The sequence below is a fragment of the Bacillus subtilis subsp. subtilis str. 168 genome, from assembly GCF_000009045.1.
In the GTDB taxonomy this organism is placed as follows: Bacteria; Bacillota; Bacilli; order Bacillales; family Bacillaceae; genus Bacillus; species Bacillus subtilis.
This window is the reverse complement of sequence record NC_000964.3, coordinates 4,089,404-4,113,326: the sequence shown is the minus strand read 5'-3', so window position 1 is coordinate 4,113,326 and position 23,923 is coordinate 4,089,404. Positions and strand designations below refer to the sequence as shown.

The window sequence follows — 23,923 nt, the reverse complement described above, 5'->3', positions numbered from 1 at the left end:
TTATTTAAATTTTTACCATATTGCATGGTATGTATTTCCAGATCAATTATGGTACATTGGAGATCAATAGGTTAAGTGAATCATGTTTTGAAAGAGGCGATTTGGATGAAAATCATCATTGCACCTGATTCTTTTAAGGAAAGCTTATCAGCTCTGGAGGCAGCCGAAGCGATAGAAAGAGGTTTCAAATCGGTCTTTCCGGGTGCTGATTACAGAAAATTGCCGGTGGCGGATGGCGGCGAGGGAACCGTTCAATCTCTGGTCGATGCGACCAATGGAAGGATCATAGAGCAAGTTGTCACAGGGCCGCTGGGGGAACCGGTGAGAGCTTTCTTTGGCATGATGGGAGATGGGAGAACAGCTGTGATTGAAATGGCTGCTGCTTCAGGGCTGCATCTGGTGCCTGTAGATAAGCGAAATCCGCTCATCACTACAACAAGGGGAACGGGAGAATTAATCGGAGCAGCTCTTGATGCGGGAGCGGAGCGATTGATCATCGGAATCGGCGGAAGCGCCACGAACGACGGGGGAGCCGGGATGATTCAGGCATTGGGCGGAAGGCTTCTTGATAACTCAGGCAGCGAGATTGGCCCAGGGGGCGGCGCGTTATCTCAGCTTGCATCAATAGATGTGAGCGGGCTTGATTCCAGATTGCGGAATGTCAAACTGGAAGTTGCCTGTGACGTGGACAATCCGTTAACAGGACCAAAGGGTGCTACGGCTGTTTTCGGGCCGCAAAAAGGCGCGACGGCCGACATGTTGGATGTACTAGACCAGAACGTAAGCCATTTCGCTGATATGGCAGAAAAAGCGCTCGGATCAACCTTCCGAGATACAGAGGGCGCCGGTGCAGCGGGCGGTCTTGGATGGAGCCTGCTAACTTATCTTCAGGCTGACCTGAAAAGAGGCATTGATATTGTCCTTGAAGCGGTTGATTTTGAAAGTATCGTTCAGGATGCAGACCTTGTGATTACCGGCGAGGGACGAATCGACAGCCAAACGGTTCATGGAAAAACACCGATCGGGGTGGCCAAGGCCGCTAAATCATACGATGTGCCCGTTATCGGCATTGCGGGATCAATTTCCCGAGACAGTAATGCCGTCTATCAACACGGAATCGATGCGCTTTTCAGCATCGTCCCCGGAGCCGTGCCACTAGAAGACGCGTTTGAACATGCCGCGGAATATATGGAAAGAACGGCGCGGGACATTGCAGCGTCTATCAAATTGGCGAAAACGATGTTTCTGATATAGCCGATGCACATGCCAATGCATAGCCATCCTTCTTTTTGGGTAGAGACAGTTAACACACAATGAGGAATTCATCCCAGAAGGAGGACGCAGATATGACTGTACAAGAAATCAAAGGCAAAAAACTAGTAAAAGGCATTGCGCCAAATGTGGAGCCGGAAGCTCTGTTAAATGATAAACGAAAAGTATTTTTGTTTGGTTCCCCTAGCTACACAAACATTGGCGACCAAGCGATTGCGTATGCGGAAGAGAAATTTATCAAAAATCATTTTCCGTATTATGAATACATTGAGATTATGGATTATGCGACGGATGAGGGCATTGAACTGGTGAAGGAGATCATTCGTGAAGACGATATTGTCTGCTTTACAGGCGGAGGGAATTTAGGAAACCTTTATCTCGATATTGAGGAAGACAGAAGAAAGGTCTTTTCGGCGTTTAAAGACTACAAATCAATTTCTCTGCCACAATCCGTTTATTTTGAGGATACAGAGGAAGGACAGAAGGAAAAGAAAAAAACACAGGATGCGTACCATCAAAATACAAACTTAACGATTGCTGCGCGTGAGACGCAAACACTGGATGTTGTGAAAGAGACCTTCAACTCCAATGTGATCTTTACACCGGACATGGTGCTTTCCTTGGATATTGTGCCGCGAGAGCTCGAGCGGGACGGCGTTCTCTTTATTTTAAGAGCGGATAAGGAGAAAGTGACTGACGAAGATTTTATTTCACAGATGAAGCAATGGGCAGAAAAAACAACTTACACAGAGCGTACCGATACGGTGCTGGATACGGTAGACACCATCGATTACGCTGATCGTGAAAAGCATTTTATGGAGATGCTGGACCGCATCGGCTCCAGTAAATTGGTGATTACCGACCGCCTTCACGCGATGATTTTCTCGATTATCACCAAAACACCTTGCCTTGTCTTTGGAAACAGCTATGGCAAAGCCAAACATTCATATCGGGATTGGCTTGAAAGCTTAAACTTCATTGAATATACGGATAAGAATGATGTTGAGGAGCTGGAGCGTATGATTGACCGCCTGCTTCAAGCAGAACCGAATGACGTTGATTTATCTAAGGACTTTCAGCCGTTGATTGATTTTTTTGCTTCTTAAACGAAAAAGACTGCCCTCCCCCGGGGCAGTCTTTCTTTGTTAAATATGAAACAGCCAGACGACGAGCGGGCCGAAGAATGAGCCGAGCACCGCACAAAGCGTCATGGAGACGGAACTCATGGATACGGCCAATTCCCCATATTCCAACGCTTTGGAGGTACCCAGTGCATGGGAGGCGCTGCCTAATGCAATGCCTTGTCCTAGGGAGCTGCGTATGCGAAGCCATTTTAGGAAAAGCGGCCCGAGGATGACGCCTGAAAAGCCCGCAATCATGACAAATACGACTGTCATGGAAGGGACGCCGCCAAGACCGGCGGCGATCTGAATAGCGACAGGGGTTGTGATCGATTTTGGCAGAATGGATAATAAGAGATCATGATCAATCCCGAATGCTTCTGCGAAGATCAGCCCGCTGATCATTCCCATGCATAAGCCGACCAGGACGCCGCCTAAAATGGGAACACAATGTTTGACAATGATATGCCATTGCTTATAAAGCGGATAGGCCAGCGCCACAACAGCCGGCCCAAGCAAAGAATTGATCCATTTCCCCCCGATCATATAGCCTTCATAGGAAACATGAAACATCATCAAAGCCGCTACAATCAAAATTGTCGTTGTCAGAACAGGGATCAGAAATGGAAGCGGGAATCGCTTATAGAGTTTGACCATCGCTAAATAAGCGGCAACTGTTAAAAGAATTATAATGATCGCGATACATGCTTGCTGCATTTCTCTTTCTCCTCCCGTTTTTTTGCTTTTTTCTCTAATAGCTGGCTGGCGAATCCAGCCGCAATGATCGTGACGATGGTGCTGAGAACGACTGTAATCAGCAGCATCAGGCCATTGAATGAAATGAGAGACGGATAGTTTATCACTCCTGTCATTGCCGGGATGAACAACAATGGAAGGAAGGATAATAAAAACCCTGCTCCGTCTTCAATGATGGAGACGGGAACAATACGGAGGCCCAAGCAGATCAGAAGCAATACCAATCCAACGATGCTTCCTGACACGGGTAAATGAAACAGATGCTGAATGGCTTCCCCGATCATAAAAAATACATATAATATCAACACTTGCAAAATAATTCGTATGACTTTCACATCAAGTGCTGCTCTCCAATCAGAACAGCTTCCTCCTTTCTGGTGCTTGCTTCTAGGATGGTTCTGAGGAATCGCTTTACTTTCTTTTTATATGATTGTACTATACAAGTATAATAATTGATTTAGTCATATAACGACTTGTATTTATTCAGTTAATGTACATTTGTATTATACAAGTATATATGATGTTGTCAATGCCGGAGATTGGAATAGGGAGCGAGAGCGATTGCAAAATCAAAATCCAGTTGAATTAATTGAATATGAGCTGACGACTTTTATCAGGAGAGCTGTTTATCTGGATCAATCGGAGAAAAGAACAGGGAATTTGGAGAGATCTTCGTACTTATTACTGAGACAATTGGATGAGTTTGGGCCTGCTCGTGTTAAGGAATTGGCTGAATCGTTTAAGCTTGATATTTCTACTCTTTCAAGACAAGCAGCTGCATTAGAGGCAAAGGAGCTCATCTATCGTTTCTCAGACCCGTCTGATGGGAGAGTCAGCCTGTTTACCATTACAAAACTCGGCAAACAACTATTAAAAGCCGATCAGCAAAAGCGCCTTGAACGTTATGAACAGATGCTGAAAGAATGGTCAACACAGGAAAAAGAGATGTTCGGCGAGCTGCTGCAGCGTATGAACAAGGCTTTTATCGATTAACAGCTGAAAAACCCATGGTTCGCTGGAACAGCATGGGTTTTTCTTATGGTCAGAGATTATCTGCATCGTTTGGCGGCAGCCCAAGCCACTAGTCCGGCAACAACAGCCGCCGATACAATTGGGCGCTTCGTCGCTTTTGTGTAGTAGCTTCTTGACCTCATCCATCCTTTATTTGTGCCTCTGTCATGCATACCGCAGCCAGCATCATAAAGAGCGCTTTCTTCTCTCGGATTGGACGGTCTTTCGGCATGCTGGCTGTGATACATGATTTTTTCCATCAGTCTGTCGGTCAGACGAGGAAAAAGCGCGCCCAGCATGGCGATGGCTTTGGCCTGTGAGCCGATGTACATGTCGCGCTTAGGGTGTTCGGCGGCAAACAGGATCGCTTCGGCGACCGCTTCCGGCGGATAGATCATGGAGCGGTAATGAGCCGGCTGTTTGTCGAGGTAGCTGTGCGCATGCTCGTTATATGGTGTGTCAATTCTGCCCGGGTGGATGAGCGTTACCGAGACGGGCGCCTGTTCCTTTTCAAGCTCCATTCGGATGCTTTCCGTCCAGCCGTGAAGCGCAAATTTGGCAGATGCATATGTGGATTGAATGACCGTTCCCCTGTCTCCGAACAGGCTTCCTACATTAATGAGTGCGCCCGGCACACCTCTGCCGGTGTAGTGTTTGACAGCCGCTCTTGTTCCGTAAACAGGTCCCCAGAAATTTGTGTCGAACATGCGCTTCATGTCTTCGACGGTGACGTCCATGGCGTGTCCGAAAGTCGAGACGGCCGCATTGTTGACCCATGTATCAAAGCGGCCGAATGTGCTGATCGCGGTTTCTGCGATGCGGTTGACGTCCTCTTCTTTTCCGACATCCGCCTTTACCCATATGGCGTCGTGCCCTTTTTCCTTAAGTTCATCAGTGAGCTCCTTCAGCGCCTCTTCATTTCGCGCTGCTGCCACGACCTTTGCGCCTTTTTCAGCTGCCATTCTCGCCGTGACAAGTCCGATACCGCTTGAAGCGCCGGTAATGACGATCACCTGATCCTTAAGCTTTTTCAGTTTGAGCTTTGTTTTTATGGCGGGGTTCTGTTGTTCAAGCTGCTCTGTATTTGTGACTGAATGATCGATTGTCATTGAGAGATCCCTCCTAGACGCTGTTTTTGTACATTACCCCATCCGGAAGGGTCTTACCCCTTTTGACAATCACAGGGTTCTTTTTTATATTATATAAGTCGCTCTACCATACCTAGGAGGGAATGTTTTAATGACTAGCAGAGGAGATTCACGTGAAAAAATCCTTCACACGGCGTCACGTCTGTTCCAGCTGCAAGGATATCACGCGACAGGTTTGAACCAGATTGTAAAAGAAAGCGGTGCTCCAAAAGGATCGCTTTATCACTTTTTTCCGAATGGCAAAGAAGAACTAGCAATTGAAGCGGTTACATATACAGGTAAGATCGTTGAACATCTGATACAGCAAAGCATGGATGAATCCTCTGATCCTGTTGAAGCGATTCAGCTTTTTATCAAAAAAACAGCCAGCCAATTTGACAACACAGAAAGCATTAAAGGTATTCCAGTCGGTTTGCTGGCGAGTGAGACAGCGTTAATCAGTGAACCGCTGCGGACGGTTTGCATGAAGGTGTTTAAAAGCTGGGAAGCGGTTTTTGCCAGAAAATTAATGGAAAACGGATTTGCAGAAGAAGAAGCAAATCAGCTTGGAACGCTGATTAATTCGATGATTGAGGGCGGCATCATGCTTTCGTTAACGAATAAAGACAAAACGCCTCTTCTTCTCATTGCCGAACAAATACCAGTGCTGGTGAGAAAAAAAGGGTAGCATTTTGTTATCCTTTCTCCTACAATTATATAGAACGGTCTAGACAAATGAATGATAATATATAGACTGGTCTAAATTGGAGGAAGCGATAATATGAAAACATTATGTACACATTCATTGCCTAAAGAAAAAATGCCTTATTTGCTCCGGAGCGGAGAAGGCGAGCGCTATCTGTTCGGCAGACAGGTTGCCACGGTGATGGCGAATGGGAGGAGCACAGGTGATTTGTTTGAGATCGTGCTTCTTTCCGGGGGAAAAGGAGATGCCTTTCCGCTTCACGTCCACAAGGACACACATGAAGGAATTCTCGTTTTGGACGGGAAACTGGAACTGACACTTGATGGTGAACGCTATTTATTAATATCAGGTGATTATGCCAACATTCCGGCGGGAACACCGCACAGCTACCGGATGCAGAGCCACAGAACAAGACTGGTGTCTTACACGATGAAAGGAAACGTAGCGCACTTGTATTCCGTTATTGGGAATCCGTATGATCACGCTGAACATCCGCCGTACGCAAGCGAAGAAGTCTCAAACGAGCGATTTGCAGAAGCAGCCGCTGTAGCGGACATTGTATTTCTAGATGAAGCAAAGCCTGCATGTTCGGCCAAATTAGCGGAACTTACAGAGCTGCCAGATGGAGCGGTTCCATACGTTCTTGAATCTGGAGAAGGAGATCGTCTGTTGACTGGAGATCAGCTTCACCGCATTGTGGCTGCACAAAAAAATACAGATGGCCAGTTTATCGTCGTATCATCTGAAGGCCCTAAAGGTGACCGAATCGTTGATCACTACCATGAATATCATACAGAAACATTTTATTGCCTTGAAGGCCAGATGACGATGTGGACAGATGGCCAGGAAATTCAGCTGAATCCGGGAGATTTCCTGCATGTCCCTGCAAATACCGTTCACTCCTATCGCCTTGATTCTCACTATACAAAGATGGTGGGCGTATTGGTTCCTGGTTTATTTGAACCGTTTTTCCGGACGTTAGGCGACCCGTATGAAGGCCACATCTTCCCATGTGAGCCTCAGGCTTTGCGCTTTGATCGCATTTTGCAGAATATCGAAGCATTAGATTTAAAGGTGATGAAACCATAAAGATGACAAGATTGTAAGGTTTTCATGCCGGCCTGACACCTAAATCGATGTTACCGCGCTTCATTTTTTCCTACCCTTAAGGTACAGAAAAAAGGAGCGTGATGGCTATGTCTTCATTACAGCCGACTTTAACAAATGAGCGGATCGGTGTGCTTGATGTGCTGAGAGGAATGGCGATTTTCGGCATCTTATTTGTCAATCTGGCACATTTCAGTTATCCGGATATGTATTTGTCTATGCTTGGAAAAGAGAATTTTTTCATGGATAAGTGGTCTGAAGCTGATTTTGCCGCCGCAGACATACTGAAATTCTTCATTCAAACAAAATGTATTTTATTGTTTTCCTTTTTATTTGGATTTGGCATGGTTGTCATGATGGAGAGAGCAGAAAACAAAGGGAAACGGTTTGTTCCGTTATATGTGAGAAGGTTAATGGCGCTTCTCTTGTTTGGAACGATTCATGCCTTTTTGATATGGGACGGGGATATTTTAACAGAATATGCCCTGCTCGGATTTGTCCTGCTCTTGTTTCGAAAAGCAAAGCCGAAAACACTGCTGATATGGGCGGTCTCTTTGTATCTTCTGTTTTCCATTCCGTTCATGTTGACAAGTTTTGATCAATCAAACGGACAGGAATGGGTACAAGCGGTAACACAGCAGGCAAAACAAGCGATTCATGTTTATGGAAGCGGCAGCCTGAAGGATATTGCAGAACAGCGGATCCACGACCGTCTTGTTTACATGTCTTCGAATGGCATGCTTACGTATAATCCGCTCAACTACTTCTTTGCATCCATTCCATATTTCAGCATGTTTTTGCTGGGAGCTGCGGCAGCAAAATCACGGTATTTGCATGAACCGGAAAAGCATCGCAAAGGATTAAAACGATTATGGATGGCTGGGCTTGTCATCGGCATCGGCGCCCAGGTGCTGTACAGTGTAACGGATAAAGAAATATGTTTGCTGATTGGCGCGCCTTTCCTCATGTTTTTCTATGTTACAACGGTTGTCTATCTTTATCATAAAACAAGAGTGAGAACAGTGCTGCAATCATTCTCCGCTGTTGGGAGGATGGCATTTACCAATTATTTGATGCAGTCTATTGTGTGTACTTGGATTTTTTATCATTACGGCTTGGGCCTGTATGGAAAAGTGTACCCTGCTGCCGGTGTGCTCATTACAATTGCTGTTTGTGCCGTTCAAATGGTCTTCAGCCACCTTTGGCTTCGTGTCTTTCGGATGGGGCCGTTTGAGTGGTTGTGGAGAAGCGCTACGTATCTGTCGTGGCAGCCTATTGCAAAGAAAACAAAAGTCTAGATGCCTATTGGCGTCTAGACTTTTTTCTATTATTTATACACGACACGTGTTTTGCAAATGATGTCATGCAGGCCTTTTTTCTCTCCAAAGGCGATCATGATAAACCCGATATAAAAGATGATTCCAGATAAGATATAGGCAAAGTAACGGCCAATTCCCTGTCCGACAGAAACCCGTTCACCTTGTTCATTGACCACTTTCAGGCCAAGAATTTTTTTGCCAAGTGTGCCTTGCATTTTAGAAGCTGTGAGCAGCCCGTAATATAACACGCTGATGACGATCATGATCAGCATAGTAGGCAAAAATGCAAGCGTCATGTATTTCACTAAATACTCTTCTTCCGTCATGTAAGGGTTTGTTGCCACAGCCCCAGCTACAAACACAGAATTGATAATAAATAGAATAATATAACTAGGAACAGATACAATAATGCCGTCAATAAAATAAGCTAAAAAACGAATCCAAAATCCTGCTGGTTTTTCCATGTATTTTTCTCTCTCCTCTGAATTAATCTGGAATAGTATACTTTGAAAAACATGTACATGCAATATGGTATGGTGATAAAATCCTGATATTACAGAAAAATGAGTCTTTTATCCTTTGTTTTTTACTATATAAATATACTAGAAAGAAGCATAGCATTTGTGTATGTATTCTGGAATTTTTTAAAAATATAATGAATATAACATTCAACTTACTTATAATAAAAAAGGTTAATATTTCTATTAAAGGAGGAGTTTGATGTCAAAAAAAAATAGCGTGGCGATCATGACAACCATTTCTGCGTTTCTTTTTTGCGCCGTGATTGTGGCGGCTTCACTTTCGCCGCTGGCCGGAACGGGAGCGGCGGCCAATCAGTTTAATTCAGCTGGCATGTGGTCAGCTGTCGGTATGATCCTTGTCTTGTATTTCATTCCATTTCTCGTTTATATGCTCGGAGTCGATGCAATGAGGTATGTCATGGCGGTGCTTTGCGGCTTCGGGCTTTTGATTCATTTGTCTTCGGCCGGTTTTATCTTGATGTTTAGTTTCTTTAGTGACCATCTGCTTTCTGAGGTGATCTTTGTTTTGGGAGTTAGTCTCGCTGCGGCTGCTGTCAACGTCATTTGGTTTGTGGCTGCATTTCGATCGGGTGCTGAAAAAACGTCCGTGAATACTCTTACATAGTTTTCTAGTTTGTGATGTTTTTGTGAAATAGATTTATAAAATGGATGAATATGTTATGATGGTCACAAATTAGAAGTTACATATAATGGGGGTCTCAATGATGGTCAAGTCATTTCGTATGAAAGCTTTGATTGCGGGAGCTGCGGTGGCGGCGGCTGTTTCGGCCGGCGCTGTTTCTGATGTGCCCGCTGCCAAAGTGCTTCAGCCGACAGCTGCTTATGCGGCGGAAACGGTGTTTTCTCAAAATAATGGAGCATCTGGCTTTTTGCCAGGAAGATATGATGTACAAGCGATGGCGCCTGCCATGTTTAACTGGTCACGCGAAAGCCGGTTCGCCGGAAATACAGACGGGACGCTGAAATGGCAAAACGACATCAGAACGACTCCGCAAAATGGAGCGGGGGCTGTGATTGACGGAGACGGCACAGTATATCTTCATTCCAGAGACGGGGAAATGAAAGCCTTTAATCCAGACGGCTCAGTCAAATGGGTGACGGGCAATCTTGGAAAAACATATACGCAATCTCCTGTACTTGGGACCAACGGCGTTATCTATTTGGCATCCTATGACAAAAAGATTTATTTTATTGACAAAGAAACGGGAGAAATTTTAACAACGGTTCCGTTAAGCGGCGGGCCAAGCTCTGAAACGGTGATCGGTTCAGACGGGACGTTGTATTTCTCAACACTTGATAATTATGTTCACGCGATCAAACCGACGTCAAAATCAACCTGGACAGAGCGCTGGAAGTTGAAAACAAATGGGGTCGTCAGCTCTGTGCCGGTGCTTGCCAAAAACGGCACCGTGTATGTCGGCACATATAATTACGTGTTTTATGCGATCAACTCCGGAACCGGACAGGTGAAATGGTCCAGAACGACGTCAAATGCGTTTAAAGGATATCCGGTGATTGATAAGGACGGAAACATTTATGCCGGCAACCAAGATGGACAGCTGTATGCTTATACATCAACAGGCAGTTTGAAATGGACATTCCCGCTAAACGGGTTCTCCAGCTCATCTCCTGCGATTGATCATAATGGCAATATCTACATCGGCTCAGGAAGCGGCGAGCTGTTTTCCATCAGCAAAAACGGGGATATGAACTGGTCATTCTACACAGACGGCCCTGTCAGAACGGCGCCGCTGATTGACGCGAAGGGAACGGTTTATTTCGGGTCAGATGATATGAAGGTTTATGCGGCAGACGCAAACGGCAATGAATTATGGAGCTATCAAACCGACAGCAACGTCGTGTCTTCTCCTCAGCTCGCTGAGGACGGAACACTTTATATTGGAAGTTATACGAAGCTGATGGCTTTTGGGAAATAACTGAATAGAATAGCAGAAGACCTTCTTTTAATAAGAAGGTCTTCTTACTGTGATACAAAACATTTACACTTGCTGGGATTTTTCAATCTGAACTTTCATATCATTGTCTTTAATCTTAGGCACTATCGTATAAAGGATAATAGGGATTAATAGAAATACAGCTACAACAACAAACATGGCAGAGAGCCCAAAGGCTGCGGAAATGATGCCGAAAATGACACCGGAAAGAATTTCTCCAATTGCTCCTACCCCTGAGTTTAACGAGAAAAGTGTGTTCTTGTATGAATCGGGGAAAAACTTATTTAAGTAACTTGTTACGATCGGATGATGAATATCTTCAATTGCAAGCAAAAACGCTGTACATGGAATGCCCAGCGGCCTGAATGCTCTAGACAATAGAAAAGTCATGACCATGCCCATGGAATCCAATGAGGTTAAAGCGAGATATGGATTTTTTTCGATCTTCTTTTCGAACCTGATGGTTAATGTCAAAAGAACGAGAGCGGTAAACCCTCCTAGGGCAAAAATATATCCCAGTGACTTTTCTGAAAAGCCTAAATCACTCAAAAAAGGCTGCCAGTAACGGGAAATTGTGTCATAGGCTGTGGCTGTAAAGAAACCGGCTATGACGATTAAAAGAACCCTTTTTTTGTTAAAGATAATTTTTAAACTTTCTTTGATAATCTTTATCGAATCATGTTGGTTCTGATCCCCATGATTTGTTTCGGAAACAGAAGGGACTTTAATAAATACAGACATCCAAATAAATAGTAATAAGTAGATCACCATAACGAGCAGGAAAGGAAAATAGATATTTAATGAATACAAATACCCGCTGGCAATACTTCCAATAATTAAAAAAGTGATTAGCAATTGTGTGTTTTTCATCATTTCTTTGCCGAATCGATCTTCCCCTGCGACACGGCTCATCCAAGTTTCAAAAGAACCGGAAATTAAGGAATCTGATAAAGCCCATATGATCATAGCCAGTATGCAAATAGCAGCTGAATCGATAAAAGGGAAGAAGGCCCATGTAAGGATGGAGAAAAAGAATGAACTGGCAATTGAAATTTTAATTCCATAACGATCAGCAAAAACGCCGGAAGGAACTTCAAATATAAGCTTAGCAATTTCAAGTACCGCTCCCATTAATCCAATCTGAAGGAAATCATAATCTTTAGATATCAGATAAAGAATCCAAATAGGCGAAAAAATCCCCATTGCTAATCCCCTAAGTGCGGAAAACGAATAAAAGATGCTCATCTATATGCTCCTTCTGGCAGATTTTTTTGTTTGATCAAAATGATATTGTGTTCGATGGCTTCTTGAATATATTTGGCCACTTCTTCAAGGCTGACACCATGTCTGTCTAAAATCGTATGAAGTGTGTCTTTTCCATTAATATCGCAGAGAATATGCAGCCAAGCTCCGACGTCTTCCTCCGAAACAATAAACTGAATAAATCCTTCTTCCGCAATGTAGATGCAATGCTCACTATCGCTTTCCGGCCTTAACAGAGTGACGCCAGGGTTTAGCGCCAAAATATCTTGTCCTTCACACTTATTGGCTGAGATATTTAAACGACTGGCAATATCACCTTCCTGTGAGTGCCAGTCTTTTATTGTTATCGATTCTAAATGGCTGGTTATGTCTAATTGAACAGAAGGGGTTTCTTTAGTCATTTTTGATAAAAGTCCCATGTTCACCAGTCTTAATAAAAATTCAAAATTTGTAAACTCAGGATCATCCTCCAAATATGTCATGATGGCATGAATGTGTTCAACCTGTATTATGCTGGAGGCATCGCTGTGAGAGAAGGCCTCCTCTATAAGCTGATAATTGTTTTTCTTCAGAAGATGAAACATCATTTTATGTGTATATCTCACGTCCTTACCATAGAAAAAAGGAACCTTTGGCCGGTGGGTATAGCTTGTATGCAGCTCATTTGTTAATGATTTTCGCAATACCGACTTATCCCATAACAAGTCTTTACGGAGTCCATCAGGTATTCCGCAAACCCATTCAACAAGCCGATGGTCCAAGAACGGTACACGGTTTTCGATATGATTAGCCGCGGCGATCCGATCTTCATGCCAGCAATTATACATTTGCAGATCACGGTATTTTGTCAGGACATACGATTGCCAAGGATCTGCTTGGCTGGAATCATTGCTCTTTAAATAAGAAAGGTTTATAGGAGAAAGTCCAAAATGCTCCTCCCACACTCTAAAGATATTTCCCTGCAGCCGATGCAGCCGGTTCATCTCCATCGTATTGACCGATTCAATAAATCCTTCCCAACTTGGGTTCTCGGCTGGTGAAAGTGTCGTGCTGTAACCGCCGTTAAATTCGTCGCTGCCCTGGCCGGTCAGCATGACTTTCAGGTTTGGCCTTATCGCTTTGGCATACTTATGTAAATGAAACTTATATAATTGTTCCGGTCCGCAAAACGGTGTTTCACAGATCCATAACAAATGTTTATATGACTCTGGTTGTAATAACTCATCGTTCCCTAATTGATAGAGAACCTGATGATTTGGAAGGTGTAAATCTTTAGCCAGCCAATGGGCATATTTTGCATCTTCATTTGTAAATGTACTTTGGCTTAATACTGTAAACGTATGGAGATCCTGTTTTTCTGCAGCAAAATGTGCGACTGCAGCTGAATCAATGCCACCGCTAAGAAACAACCCGACTTCAACGTCGCTTTGTAAACATCTATGGACTGAATCTGCCAGCAGTTCTCTATATCCTTCAATCAGGTCATCGGGATGGAGATTCTCACGATAGCCTTGCCTGAGCAAAATATCCTGTAAAGACCAATAGCTTGCTGTTTTTCGTTCATTTGTTGTCAAATTAATTTCGAGATAATGGCCAGCATCGAGATTTTGGATGTTTACAAAAAAGGAAGTGGTTTCTTTATGATTACTGGCTGCTTCCCCGCTTAGCCAAATGTCTGAGAGTGCTTCTTTCCAATTAAATTGGCGGGGACAGTGAGGATGAGAAAATAGGGATTTTATTTCAGAGGCAAATATAAGCTCGTGTTTTAGCTCTGTGTAAAAAAGCGGTTTAATCCCAAAGCGGTCACGAACTAAAAATACTTTGTTTTTATTTTTGTCCCAAATGGCTATTGAAAACATTCCGATGATGTCGTCTACAAATCCAATCCCTTTTTCTTCATATAAATGAACAATTACTTCACAATCAGATGTCGTTTTAAACATATGATTGTGTAAAGAAGCCTTCAGTTCTTTATAGTTATAAATTTCTCCATTTACCATAACGACGATTGATCCATCCTCATTTAAAAAGGGCTGCTGTCCATTTACAAGGTCAAGAATGGACAATCGCCGAAATGCAAAGCCGACTTTGGAATCAATATGATATTGTTCATCATCCGGTCCCCTATAGCTGATGGCATCTGCCATGCCTTTCAATATATGAAAGGTACATTCCTGAGAACGGGGAGCAGCCAGATTTATAATACCCGCGAGCCCGCACATATGTCTCCCTCCCAATAGCGTTATTGATGTTTATAGATATAAGCTGTCTCTACATCTGTTTCTTTTACAATATCGATTTTAATTCCGAGACGTTTTGCGTTTTCGATTGCGAGAATGGAAGCGTACGCAGAAAATTCTTCGGGATCAATTTCAAAATAAAAAAAGGCCTCACTAGGTTCTTTTTCATACCAAGTGTGGGTATTTACGACATATTTATCTTCTGTTTCAAACAATTCAATTTTGTCATAAAGTAAACGTCTTCCTTTTATAAAGAGTTCCACAAATGATCCAACTGGTTGTTGGCTGTTAATGTGTCTCCACTCATCATAATATCCTCTTTCCTCATATTGCTCGTGAATCCAGCTTACAATATCTTGATGAGTCAATCCTTGTTTTTTGGCAAAGGCAAGCAGAGTGATGATGTAATTTACGATTGATTTAGAACGGTGTGTACTCAGCTCATGTACATCGTCTGGTAAAGCAAGCACTTTTTGTTTTTCCAATTCTCATGCCCCCTGCTTAACTTTGATTGCTTCATGATCAATAAGCAACTCAAACAGCTCCATACAATCTTCTAAGCAGGTTTGATAATCAACATCATATTCATTGACGATTTTTGAGCAAATATCATGTATGCTGACCTTGCCGTCGATATGGTTATAAATATCTGATGCCATTTCATTTAAAGTGATGCCCGGCTCTATAATAATGCTTTTCAAATATTTTCTTGATGGCATTTCTGGATTTTTGGATAAAACAGTTGATTCATTGATCATTACAATGCACCTTCCTTTTCTTTTTCTATCGTTAACATCCATGTGACAGACTCAATTTCATGATCAGTACTTTGATCATTTTGTTCCCACAGGGGAGCATCCTCCAGCTCATCTAAGCTTTCTATAAAATCCTCCGGTAAAAAGTGAAAGGTTTCTAATGAATAATTGGGAATGCCGGCATCCTGAACAAACTGGTGAATGTCTTCAAAGGAATAACTTTCTTCAAATGCCTCTCTTACAAACCTGAAGTATTCCGGTTCTTTGATTTGTTTTCGCATAATCTCTAAATGGCTTCCTTGGGGATTAAATGTATCCAAAATGACAATTTTTCCGCCCGGAGCCAGAACTCTATAGCACTCTTTAAGTCCTTTAACAACGTCTTCCCAATGATGCAGGCAAGAGTAGGAGACGATGAAGTCAGCATATTGGTCAGCGTAAGATAAATGGTGGACATCTTCCAAATCAAATGAAATCAGGCTGCTTACTCCGCTTTTTTTAGCTTCTTCTTGAGCGATTTCATGCATGGCCGGGTTAATATCGACAGCATGCACGTGCGCATTTGTTCTTTTAGCCAACTGAATGCTTAAATAACCTGGACCTGTGCCCATATCGATAATGACTTTGTTTTTGGGGGAATACATCCGGGACAGTCTGGCGCCAAGCAAGGGGTAAAGATAGGATTGGTAAAGATCAACAAATTCTTTGTACGTTCTGCATTCTTCAGCCGTAATCATCTTCAGCATCCTCCTTATCAAGTTGGCGTGATAGCCTCAAACGTTAATCGTTTTGGATAAGATTAATGACCGCCAGCTGCTACAGCGCGGCGCAATTCAAAAAGGCGAGGTTTCTTATAAGCTTTTTTCATTGAGCATCCCTCCTAAAATAGAGTACTAGATGTCAAATGCTATATGAGATTAATGGCCGCCAGCTGCTACAGCACGGCGCAGTTCAAAAAGGCGAGGTTTCTTATAAGCTTTTTTCATTGAGCATCCCTCCTAAAATAGAGTACTAGATGTCAAATGCTATATGAGATTAATGGCCGCCAGCTGCTACAGCACGGCGCAGTTCAAAAAGACGAGGTTTCTTATAAGCCTTTTTCATCCTTTTCCCTCCTTCCTTGTAAAAAAATAGGCTATCACGCACAACTAAATATTATAATCCTCTGATAATTCTGTCAATATTTACTTTTAGAAAAAAATGTTATATCTTTGTGGTGAAGTTACTTTTTTTGGGAGGGATAATATGAGTGCTGTAACCGAATCGGTTTTGGAGTCTATCATCAGTCCTGTAACGATGAGTGAGTTTTTAGAAGAATATTGGCCTGTAAAACCTTTGGTAGCCAGAGGAGAAGTGGAGAGATTTACAAGCATACCGGGGTTTGAAAAGGTTAGAACGCTAGAAAACGTATTGGCTATCTACAATAATCCAGTCATGGTCGTTGGTGATGCTGTGATTGAAGAATCTGAAGGGATCACAGACAGATTTCTTGTGTCACCTGCAGAGGCTTTAGAGTGGTATGAAAAAGGGGCTGCATTAGAGTTTGATTTCACCGACCTATTTATTCCCCAAGTCAGAAGGTGGATAGAAAAACTCAAAGCGGAATTAAGACTGCCTGCGGGTACTTCTTCCAAAGCCATTGTTTACGCGGCGAAAAATGGCGGGGGATTCAAAGCCCATTTTGACGCCTACACCAACTTGATTTTTCAAATTCAAGGTGAGAAAACATGGAAGCTTGCCAAGAATGAAAATGTGAGCAATCCAATGCAGCACTATGATTTATCAGAGGCTCCTTACTATCCTGATGATTTACAGTCATATTGGAAAGGAGATCCGCCAAAAGAGGATCTGCCAGATGCAGAAATCGTTAATTTAACACCGGGAACCATGCTGTATTTGCCAAGAGGTTTATGGCACTCCACCAAATCTGATCAAGCAACGTTAGCTTTAAATATTACATTTGGCCAGCCTGCATGGCTTGACTTGATGCTAGCAGCTCTTCGAAAAAAATTAATCAGTGATAACAGATTTAGAGAACTCGCTGTAAATCATCAATCCCTACATGAATCGTCCAAATCAGAGTTAAATGGATATTTGGAAAGTCTGATTCAAACGTTATCAGAGAACGCAGAGACATTGACCCCAGAGCAAATCTTCCAATCTCAGGATTCAGATTTTGATCCTTATCAATCCACGCAATTGGTATTCAGACAGCTTTTGACAAGTTATAAGTTCTAGTAAATACTAGATAAGGGGATTAATGACATAAAATAGGTTGTTAATTCTCTTATTTTTGTTCAGCTAAAAGGAGGAAAATATGAATATTATTCCGACATGCCAGGTACCTAAAGATCTTGTTTCCGCGTTTTTTCAAAAACACTGGGGCAGTCCGCAAATGGTTATTTCTAGCGGTATTTATAACTGCGATGAATTAGATGGTTATGGAATGCTCAACGATGATAACCAGATTGTTGGCCTTATTACATACATATTTGAAGAAGATGCCTGTGAAATCATTTCGCTGGATAGTGTCATTGAGAATAAAGGGATCGGAACAGCTCTGCTAGAGAAAGCCGAGGAAGCATGCAGAGAGAGAAATATCAAACAAATAAAACTGATCACAACCAATGATAATATTCATGCATTAGCGTTTTATCAGAAGAGAGGGTACCGGTTGGATCGACTATTTGTGAATGCAGTCGAGACGGCCAGAAAGATGAAGCCCGAAATTCCTTTACTGGCAGATAATAAAATACCTATCCGTGATGAATTGCTTTTGGTCAAGGAGTTACAATAAAAGGCGCTCCTCTAAGGAAGCGCCTTTTGATCATGCGATTATTCAGCGGCCTGAATAAATACACCCTTCTCATGAGAAAACTCTTTGAATCCGTATACCCCATGATAGGAGCCGATTCCGCTTGTGTTGACGCCGCCGAATGGCAGGTTGACGTCACTGAAATGGACGACGACATCATTGATGGCGGCATTTCCTGATGTCGTGTGCTGAAGGACGTTGTCAATCAGATCTTGGTTTTTGCTGAACACATAAAGTGCAAGCGGTTTATCGCGGTCATTTACGTAATCGATGACCTCGTCGATGTCTTCATAGTTCATCATTGGCAGGATCGATGCGAAGATTTCCTCCTGCATGATTTTCATGTCAGGCGTGACGTTTTTCAAAACGGTTGGCGAGATCGTGCGGTCGCTGGCATCGAATACGCCGCCGAACACCACTTCCGCCCCTCTTTCGATGGCATCGTCGAACAGATCTTTGACGCGGTTGAAGTTGCGGTCATTGACGATCTGCGTAAATTTGCTGCGGTCTGGGGTATGATCATCCTCCATAAATCCAGCGTTGACGACTGTTTGTAAAATCCCCGCGAACCTGTCCTGAACGTCTTTTTTAATGAACAGGTAATCAGGTGCGATGCAGGTTTGGCCGGCGTTTACGAATTTCCCGACGGCGATCTTTTTCGCTGCGTCCATCAGATCGTATTCACTGTCAATGATCGTCGGGCTCTTGCCGCCAAGCTCAAGTGTGACAGATGCCAAGTGTTTGGCAGCCGCTGTCATGACAATTTTCCCGACATTTGTGCTTCCAGTGAAGAAAATATGGTCGAACGGCTGATCAAGTAGTTCGGTTGCCACCTCAACCTCTCCTTCAAAAATCGCGACTTCTTTTTCATCAAAAGCGTCTCTTATTACTTTAGCAGCAATGTTGCTCGTGTTCATCGTGAAATCGGACAGCTTCACAATCGCGCTGTTTCCGGCTGCGAGAGAAGCGGCAAGCGGCGCCATCGTCAGCATAAACGGATAGTTCCACGGGCCGAGGATGAGTGTGACGCCTTTAGGCTCGTACATAAGAATTCCGTTTGCGTCAGGGCTTAACGATGAACCGACTTCTTTAGGCGCCATCCATTGTTCCAGGTTATTCATATTATCTCTAATCGCTTTTTTTGTTCCTTCGATTTCCGCTTTTTTGACTTCGTGATATGGTTTGCGGACGTCTTTGCGGATCGCTTCGATGATTTCTTCTTCATGGGCGATGACGGAATCTAAAAAGCGTTGAAGCTTTTCTCTCCGCTGTTCCGCTGTTGAAGCGCGCAAGGCTTTTTGCTGTTTTTTCTGAAGCTGAAAGACACGCTGGATGTCGTCCTTTACTTGCTGTTCCATTGTAAAATCCCCCTCATTTGCTTTCTTCTTTTCTCGGACCTATTATAAGGTGGTACCTTTTCTGTAAGAAAGACAACGGTGAACCATCTATACGTTACCGTACATATATCTAAGATCTGTCTAATGATTGGAGGTGTCTTTTGTGCCGGAATCTGCCGAAGCTCAAGTGAAAGAGGCGCTGCTGGCTTTATTGAAAGATAGAGATATTCAACACATCACAATGAAAGAAATCGCTGAGAAGGCCAAAGTGAGCCGCGGATCGCTCTACCTTTATTATGAGGATAAGTTTTCAATCATTGAGGATGTGATCGAAGACATGAAGGAAGGACTGGGCAAAGCGCTTTTTGACGCCTTCAGTCATATGGATACCCTTCATTTGAACAAAAAACGGCAAACGGTGCATCCGACGCTGTCCTTTGTTCATGAGCATCGTTCCTTTTTTTCTGTGATGATGAACAGAGGACATTTTCATCGTTTTTTTAAGGATGTGTTTCAGCAGGATGTGCTGCTGGCTCCGATCCATGTGAATTTAACGCCGATTGAACGGGACATTTATGGACATTATCGGGCCTTGTACACGTACGCGATTATCCTGTATTGGCTGAATGAGGATGCGGCCGCGTCTCCTGAAGCCATCAGCCAGAAGGTATGGGAGCTTGTTTCTCAAAAGCGGTTTTATTGGCTGTTTGGAAAAGCTGTGCCAGGAGAGCGAGAGAAGGAGAAGCAAATCGACAGGCGGGTGGTTCGAACGAGAGAGGCGCTGCAGAAGGCATTTCTGGATGTATTGGCGGAGAAACAAGACTACGCGGGCATCACGATTTCAGATATTACGCGTAAAAGCAATATCCGCCGTGCAACCTTTTATGATCACTATGCCAATAAGGAGGAATTGCTCCAAACCATGATACAGCGATCATGTGCGGAGATCATTGATCACCTGACGATTGCCTCCAGCCCGAATGAATTTTCCTTAAAGGAAGCGGAGAAGGCGCTCGCCATTCTGCTTTCTGCTTTGTCAAACATGCCCATTGTCCATTTTCTCAATCGGGAATGGGGTGTTCCTCATGTGATACCTGATATGTTCAAAGCGCTGGAATCGTTTTATCTGCATCAGCAAACTGATATTCACGCAGAGAAAAAGCTTTATGCCCATTATGTATCCGCAATGATTATCGGGTTGCTTTTGTATCGGCTGGATGAAGGAAAGGCGCATCCGCCTGAAGTGCTGGCGAGGGAGTTTTTGCAGTTTTTGGATGTGAAGAAATATAAGGTTGTATTGCTTTAAAAGACAAAAAGAGAGGGGGCTCCCTCTCTTATTTCGTTTCTTCCTTCCATTTCTCCTCAATCAGCATCTTCCCAGGCCATGTGTACGCCATGATGCCGCCGTCTGCGGTGATGTCTTCTCCTGTGACGTATGAGCTGTCGTCTGATGCGAGGAACAGTGCCACTGTTGCCATTTCTTTGGGCTGGCCAAGACGTCCGAGCGGCGTGATCCATTTGTTGGCTTCGCGGAATTGTTCGCCCATTTCCTGTTCTTTTGTGCCTGCTAATTTGTCAATCAGCGGTGTTTCGATCGTGCCCGGTGAAATGGAATTGACGCGGATGCCGTTTCGTGCGTAGTCGATTGCCATTGCCTTTGTCAGGTTGGTGATACCGCCTTTTGCGGCGTTGTAGCCGGAGCGGTCAAGGTCCGCGGCACGGCCTGACATGGAGGAGGTGTTGATGATGGAGCCTCCATTTTCGAGCATGAGCGGAATCAAATATTTGCTGCAAAGGAATGTGCCGCGCAGGTCGACGGCGATAATGCGGTCAAACAGGTCAACCGGATATTCGTGCACCTTTCCGCCTTCCTGATCAACGCCGGCATTATTAAACAGAATATCAATCGTTCCGCATGCATCCTTGATTTGATCAGCAAATGCTTTCACACTGTTTTCATCTGACACATCGAGGTGAAAGGATTCGGCCTGTCCTCCGTTTTTTCTGATTGCGTCAACTGTTTCTTCCATTTGATCTTTATTGATATCTCCGATGATCACACGCGCGCCTTCATTGGCAAAAACCTCCGCCGTCGCTTGACCAATGCCTGTCGCGGCGCCTGTGATAACTGCTGTTTTGTTTTCAAGTCTTCCCATGATACGAGACCTCCTTTTTCTATTTGTCTTCCCGCTATGTGCAGTGATAAACATGCGAGAAAAGAAAGGCCAGCATATGTTAAGATGAATTAGAAATTGTTGGGAGGTTTGTATGTTTGAAGGTACAGCATAAGAAGGAGCTCAAGTTTTATTGCATCGTGACCATTCCATCTGCATTTGTTGTGCTGACTGTCATCTCTTTTTTATTGCAAGAGATTACGTTCCCGGTGACTGCAAGCGCATTTCTGAATGCTTCATGGCATAATCTTTTGTTTTTGATACCGTTCGGTTTGTTTTTCTACCCGGTGCATATATGGATGAAGCGGGAGTTTGGCCGTTGGAATGACACAGAAAAAAAGAGAGGATGATGAAGCCTCTCTTTTTTATGAGAATGAGTGAGAAAAAGAGTGAAAACAAATCCAACTAATGTTAAATTTACATATATATGCATCTATCAATCTAATTGACAATTGTCATCTTATGTGATAAATAGATGCTGAAAAGGGTTTACATAATGGTAAAGGAGCGATCAAGAGTGGCGAAAAAAGAGTTTAAAGCAGAGTCTAAACGCTTGCTGGATATGATGATTAACTCCATTTATACCCAAAAAGAAATTTTCCTGCGCGAGTTAATCTCCAATTCGAGTGATGCGATTGACAAAATCTATTACAAAGCGCTTACGGACGATGCGCTTACGTTTGATAAAGACAGTTACTACATAAAGGTCGCAGCTGACAAAGATGCGAGAACATTAACCATCTCTGATACGGGGATCGGAATGACAAAGGATGAGCTTGAACAGCATCTTGGAACAATTGCAAAAAGCGGTTCCCTCGCGTTTAAAAAGGAAAACGAGCTGAAAGACGGACATGACATTATCGGGCAGTTCGGTGTCGGTTTTTACGCGGCATTTATGGTTGCCGATGTCGTGACAGTCATCAGTAAAGCGCTTGGCAGCGAAGAGGCTTATAAATGGGAGTCTGCGGGTGCAGACGGCTATACGATTGAGCCGTGTGAAAAGGATTCTGTCGGTACAGACATTATCCTGAAAATCAAAGAGAACACAGAAGATGACAGCTATGACGAGTTTTTAGAGGAATATCGTTTAAAAGCGATCATCAAGAAGTACTCCGACTTCATTCGCTACCCGATCAAAATGGATACAACCATTAATAAGCCGAAGGAAGGCAGCGAAAATGAATTTGAAGAGGTGCAGGAAGAGCAGACGGTCAACAGCATGGTGCCGATCTGGAGAAAAAACAAAAGCGAGCTGACAGATGAGGATTATGAAAAATTCTATGCTGAAAAGCATTACGGGTTTGATAAACCGCTGACACACGTTCATATCAGCGTGGATGGAGCGGTTCGCTACAACGCGATTCTATTCGTCCCTGAAAACATGCCGTTTGACTACTATTCCAAGGAATATGAGAAAGGCTTGGAGCTGTATTCCAATGGCGTGCTGATCATGAATAAGTGCGCAGACCTGCTACCGGACCACTTCAGCTTTGTGAAGGGCATGGTCGATTCTGAGGATCTGTCGCTGAATATTTCCAGAGAAATGCTGCAGCATGACCGCCAGCTGAAGCTGATCGCGAAAAACATCAGCAAGAAAATCAAAAGCGAGCTGCAAAGCCTGTTGAAAAAAGACCGCGAGAAATACGAGACGTTCTACAAGTCGTTCGGCAGACAGCTGAAATTCGGCGTGTACAATGATTTTGGCGCGAATAAGGATCAATTGAAGGATCTCCTCTTATTCTACTCTTCAAAAGAGAAAAAACTGGTCAGCTTAGACGAGTATGTTTCCAGAATGCCAGAGGAGCAGAAATTCATTTATTACGCGACCGGTGATTCTTACGACCGCATTGAGAAACTGCCGCAAACGGAAATGGTGGCGGACAAAGGCTATGAAATCCTCTACTTTACTGAGGACATCGATGAGTTTGCAATTAAAATGCTGGCTTCTTATCAGGAAAAAGAATTCAAGTCCGTATCAAGCGGAGACCTTGGCATAGACACGGATGAGGATCAAAAGCAGTCCGAGGAAGAGGAAAGCAAGTATAAGGATCTGTTTGAGGAAATGAAAAACATTCTGTCAGACAAAGTGAAAAACGTCAGAATCTCAAAACGGCTTAAATCACATCCAGTCTGCCTTGCTGCTGACGGCGAAGTGACAATTGAGATGGAAAAAATCTTAAATGCGATGCCTGACAGCCAAAATGTGAAGGCGGAAAAAGTGCTGGAAATCAACCCAAATCACGAGGTATTCCAAACACTGCAGGACGCGTTTGAACAAGATAAAGAGAAGCTGAGCCTGTACACAAACCTTCTGTACAATCAGGCGCTCCTCATCGAAGGCCTGCCGATTCAGGACCCTGTGGAATTTACGAACAATATTTGCAAGGTCATGGTGTAAACAGAAAAAGGAATCGTCTCATAAG

General features: G+C 43.6%; 24 protein-coding genes and 1 other RNA gene. 13 read left to right on the top strand and 12 right to left on the bottom strand.

The genetic code is table 11. The features are described 5' to 3' along the window. Positions 1 to 105 precede the first annotated feature (105 nt). Positions 106 to 1,254, top strand: coding sequence for a D-glycerate kinase (glxK, locus tag BSU_40040; protein NP_391884.2), 1,149 nt, complete (start codon positions 106 to 108; stop codon positions 1,252 to 1,254). 92 nt (positions 1,255 to 1,346) lie between these two features. Next, positions 1,347 to 2,378, top strand: a complete 1,032-nt coding sequence (yxaB, locus tag BSU_40030; RefSeq protein NP_391883.3) for a putative exopolysaccharide pyruvyl transferase (biofilm formation) — start codon at positions 1,347 to 1,349, stop codon at positions 2,376 to 2,378. Positions 2,379 to 2,417: 39 nt separating this feature from the next. On the opposite strand, the gene yxaC is transcribed toward yxaB, so the two are convergent. Next, positions 2,418 to 3,110, bottom strand: coding sequence for a putative murein hydrolase export regulator (gene yxaC, locus BSU_40022; RefSeq protein NP_391882.3), 693 nt, complete (start codon positions 3,108 to 3,110; stop codon positions 2,418 to 2,420). Next, the gene (gene yxzK / locus BSU_40021; protein YP_003097798.1) at positions 3,080 to 3,484 is read right to left on the bottom strand and encodes a putative integral inner membrane protein involved in export murein hydrolases; all 405 of its coding nucleotides are present in this window, start codon (positions 3,482 to 3,484) and stop codon (positions 3,080 to 3,082) included. The genes yxaC and yxzK overlap by 31 nt, the downstream gene beginning before the upstream one ends. A 226-nt stretch (positions 3,485 to 3,710) precedes the next feature. Here yxzK and yxaD point away from each other — a divergent pair, with 226 nt between their 5' ends. After that, positions 3,711 to 4,142, top strand: coding sequence for a putative transcriptional regulator (MarR family) (gene yxaD, locus BSU_40010; RefSeq protein NP_391881.1), 432 nt, complete (start codon positions 3,711 to 3,713; stop codon positions 4,140 to 4,142). Between the two features lie 56 nt (positions 4,143 to 4,198). On the opposite strand, the gene yxnA is transcribed toward yxaD, so the two are convergent. Further along, the gene (gene yxnA / locus BSU_40000; RefSeq protein ID NP_391880.2) at positions 4,199 to 5,269 is read right to left on the bottom strand and encodes a putative oxidoreductase; all 1,071 of its coding nucleotides are present in this window, start codon (positions 5,267 to 5,269) and stop codon (positions 4,199 to 4,201) included. A gap of 130 nt (positions 5,270 to 5,399) precedes the next feature. Here yxnA and qdoR point away from each other — a divergent pair, with 130 nt between their 5' ends. From qdoR to yxaH, 3 genes are all read left to right on the top strand, one after another. Next, the gene (qdoR, locus tag BSU_39990; protein ID NP_391879.2) at positions 5,400 to 5,975 is read left to right on the top strand and encodes a transcriptional regulator of qdoI; all 576 of its coding nucleotides are present in this window, start codon (positions 5,400 to 5,402) and stop codon (positions 5,973 to 5,975) included. Positions 5,976 to 6,068: 93 nt separating this feature from the next. Continuing rightward, positions 6,069 to 7,082: a quercetin dioxygenase gene (gene qdoI / locus BSU_39980; RefSeq protein NP_391878.2), complete on the top strand. Its 1,014-nt coding sequence runs from the start codon at positions 6,069 to 6,071 to the stop codon at positions 7,080 to 7,082. 107 nt (positions 7,083 to 7,189) lie between these two features. Beyond that, a complete protein-coding gene (gene yxaH / locus BSU_39970; RefSeq protein ID NP_391877.2) occupies positions 7,190 to 8,398 on the top strand; it encodes an integral inner membrane protein involved in response to flavonoids in 1,209 nt (402 codons plus the stop codon). Positions 8,399 to 8,427: 29 nt separating this feature from the next. Here the strand turns inward: yxaH and yxaI are convergent, their stop codons facing one another. Continuing rightward, entirely contained in the window at positions 8,428 to 8,883 is a 456-nt protein-coding gene (yxaI, locus tag BSU_39960; protein NP_391876.1) for a putative integral membrane protein of unknown function, read from the bottom strand. Between the two features lie 256 nt (positions 8,884 to 9,139). On the opposite strand from yxaI, the gene yxaJ reads away from it, so the two are divergent. Continuing rightward, positions 9,140 to 9,565 carry a putative integral membrane protein of unknown function gene (gene yxaJ, locus BSU_39950; RefSeq protein NP_391875.2) on the top strand — a complete coding sequence of 142 codons (426 nt, stop codon included), beginning with the start codon at positions 9,140 to 9,142 and terminating at the stop codon, positions 9,563 to 9,565. 100 nt (positions 9,566 to 9,665) lie between these two features. Further along, entirely contained in the window at positions 9,666 to 10,898 is a 1,233-nt protein-coding gene (yxaL, locus tag BSU_39940; protein ID NP_391873.2) for a membrane associated protein kinase with beta-propeller domain, read from the top strand. 63 nt (positions 10,899 to 10,961) lie between these two features. Here yxaL and yxaM read toward each other — a convergent pair whose 3' ends face one another. The 6 genes from yxaM to srlX all read right to left on the bottom strand — a co-directional run bounded on the left by yxaM (position 10,962) and on the right by srlX (position 16,330). After that, a complete protein-coding gene (yxaM, locus tag BSU_39930; protein NP_391872.2) occupies positions 10,962 to 12,161 on the bottom strand; it encodes a putative efflux transporter in 1,200 nt (399 codons plus the stop codon). Further along, positions 12,158 to 14,401 (bottom strand): asparagine synthetase (glutamine-hydrolyzing), encoded by a 2,244-nt coding sequence (gene asnH, locus BSU_39920; RefSeq protein NP_391871.2) that lies wholly within the window; start codon positions 14,399 to 14,401, stop codon positions 12,158 to 12,160. The genes yxaM and asnH overlap by 4 nt, the downstream gene beginning before the upstream one ends. A 20-nt stretch (positions 14,402 to 14,421) precedes the next feature. Continuing rightward, on the bottom strand, positions 14,422 to 14,904 hold the full coding sequence (gene yxnB / locus BSU_39910) for a hypothetical protein (RefSeq protein NP_391870.1): 483 nt from the start codon (positions 14,902 to 14,904) through the stop codon (positions 14,422 to 14,424). A 3-nt stretch (positions 14,905 to 14,907) separates the two neighbouring features. After that, a complete protein-coding gene (gene yxbA / locus BSU_39900; RefSeq protein ID NP_391869.1) occupies positions 14,908 to 15,177 on the bottom strand; it encodes a hypothetical protein in 270 nt (89 codons plus the stop codon). After that, the gene (gene yxbB / locus BSU_39890) at positions 15,177 to 15,911 is read right to left on the bottom strand and encodes a putative S-adenosylmethionine-dependent methyltransferase (RefSeq protein NP_391868.1); all 735 of its coding nucleotides are present in this window, start codon (positions 15,909 to 15,911) and stop codon (positions 15,177 to 15,179) included. The genes yxbA and yxbB overlap by 1 nt, the downstream gene beginning before the upstream one ends. A 6-nt stretch (positions 15,912 to 15,917) precedes the next feature. Continuing rightward, an RNA gene (gene srlX / locus BSU_misc_RNA_86) (putative small RNA or mRNA leader sequence) lies at positions 15,918 to 16,330 on the bottom strand. An 89-nt stretch (positions 16,331 to 16,419) separates the two neighbouring features. Here srlX and yxbC point away from each other — a divergent pair. Next, positions 16,420 to 17,412, top strand: coding sequence for a hypothetical protein (gene yxbC, locus BSU_39880; RefSeq protein ID NP_391867.1), 993 nt, complete (start codon positions 16,420 to 16,422; stop codon positions 17,410 to 17,412). A gap of 79 nt (positions 17,413 to 17,491) precedes the next feature. Then, a complete protein-coding gene (gene yxbD, locus BSU_39870; protein ID NP_391866.2) occupies positions 17,492 to 17,971 on the top strand; it encodes a putative N-acetyltransferase in 480 nt (159 codons plus the stop codon). 38 nt (positions 17,972 to 18,009) lie between these two features. Here yxbD and aldX read toward each other — a convergent pair whose 3' ends face one another. Then, a complete protein-coding gene (aldX, locus tag BSU_39860; protein ID NP_391865.2) occupies positions 18,010 to 19,347 on the bottom strand; it encodes a putative aldehyde dehydrogenase in 1,338 nt (445 codons plus the stop codon). A gap of 142 nt (positions 19,348 to 19,489) precedes the next feature. Between aldX and yxbF the strand changes: the two genes are divergently transcribed. Continuing rightward, positions 19,490 to 20,632 (top strand): putative transcriptional regulator, encoded by a 1,143-nt coding sequence (gene yxbF / locus BSU_39850; RefSeq protein ID NP_391864.1) that lies wholly within the window; start codon positions 19,490 to 19,492, stop codon positions 20,630 to 20,632. A 28-nt stretch (positions 20,633 to 20,660) separates the two neighbouring features. On the opposite strand, the gene yxbG is transcribed toward yxbF, so the two are convergent. Then, positions 20,661 to 21,482, bottom strand: coding sequence for a putative oxidoreductase (gene yxbG, locus BSU_39840; RefSeq protein NP_391863.2), 822 nt, complete (start codon positions 21,480 to 21,482; stop codon positions 20,661 to 20,663). A 116-nt stretch (positions 21,483 to 21,598) separates the two neighbouring features. Between yxbG and yxcA the strand changes: the two genes are divergently transcribed. Together yxcA and htpG are read left to right on the top strand one after the other, a co-directional pair. Continuing rightward, positions 21,599 to 21,850, top strand: a complete 252-nt coding sequence (yxcA, locus tag BSU_39830) for a hypothetical protein (protein ID NP_391862.1) — start codon at positions 21,599 to 21,601, stop codon at positions 21,848 to 21,850. Positions 21,851 to 22,017: 167 nt separating this feature from the next. Further along, a complete protein-coding gene (gene htpG / locus BSU_39820; RefSeq protein ID NP_391861.1) occupies positions 22,018 to 23,898 on the top strand; it encodes a class III heat-shock protein (ATP-dependent molecular chaperone HSP90) in 1,881 nt (626 codons plus the stop codon). Positions 23,899 to 23,923 lie beyond the last annotated feature (25 nt).

Bases quoted from the DNA above. Each gene is read 5' to 3' on its own strand.
- glxK (NP_391884.2), top strand. From the start codon at position 106: ATGAAAATCATCATTGCACCTGATTCTTTTAAGGAAAGCTTATCAGCT.
- yxaB (NP_391883.3), top strand. From the start codon at position 1,347: ATGACTGTACAAGAAATCAAAGGCAAAAAACTAGTAAAAGGCATTGCG.
- yxaC (NP_391882.3), bottom strand. From the start codon at position 3,110: ATGCAGCAAGCATGTATCGCGATCATTATAATTCTTTTAACAGTTGCC.
- yxnA (NP_391880.2), bottom strand. From the start codon at position 5,269: ATGACAATCGATCATTCAGTCACAAATACAGAGCAGCTTGAACAACAG.
- qdoR (NP_391879.2), top strand. From the start codon at position 5,400: ATGACTAGCAGAGGAGATTCACGTGAAAAAATCCTTCACACGGCGTCA.
- qdoI (NP_391878.2), top strand. From the start codon at position 6,069: ATGAAAACATTATGTACACATTCATTGCCTAAAGAAAAAATGCCTTAT.
- yxaH (NP_391877.2), top strand. From the start codon at position 7,190: ATGTCTTCATTACAGCCGACTTTAACAAATGAGCGGATCGGTGTGCTT.
- yxaI (NP_391876.1), bottom strand. From the start codon at position 8,883: ATGGAAAAACCAGCAGGATTTTGGATTCGTTTTTTAGCTTATTTTATT.
- yxaJ (NP_391875.2), top strand. From the start codon at position 9,140: ATGTCAAAAAAAAATAGCGTGGCGATCATGACAACCATTTCTGCGTTT.
- yxaL (NP_391873.2), top strand. From the start codon at position 9,666: ATGGTCAAGTCATTTCGTATGAAAGCTTTGATTGCGGGAGCTGCGGTG.
- yxaM (NP_391872.2), bottom strand. From the start codon at position 12,161: ATGAGCATCTTTTATTCGTTTTCCGCACTTAGGGGATTAGCAATGGGG.
- asnH (NP_391871.2), bottom strand. From the start codon at position 14,401: ATGTGCGGGCTCGCGGGTATTATAAATCTGGCTGCTCCCCGTTCTCAG.
- yxbA (NP_391869.1), bottom strand. From the start codon at position 15,177: ATGATCAATGAATCAACTGTTTTATCCAAAAATCCAGAAATGCCATCA.
- yxbB (NP_391868.1), bottom strand. From the start codon at position 15,911: ATGATTACGGCTGAAGAATGCAGAACGTACAAAGAATTTGTTGATCTT.
- yxbC (NP_391867.1), top strand. From the start codon at position 16,420: ATGAGTGCTGTAACCGAATCGGTTTTGGAGTCTATCATCAGTCCTGTA.
- yxbD (NP_391866.2), top strand. From the start codon at position 17,492: ATGAATATTATTCCGACATGCCAGGTACCTAAAGATCTTGTTTCCGCG.
- aldX (NP_391865.2), bottom strand. From the start codon at position 19,347: ATGGAACAGCAAGTAAAGGACGACATCCAGCGTGTCTTTCAGCTTCAG.
- yxbG (NP_391863.2), bottom strand. From the start codon at position 21,482: ATGGGAAGACTTGAAAACAAAACAGCAGTTATCACAGGCGCCGCGACA.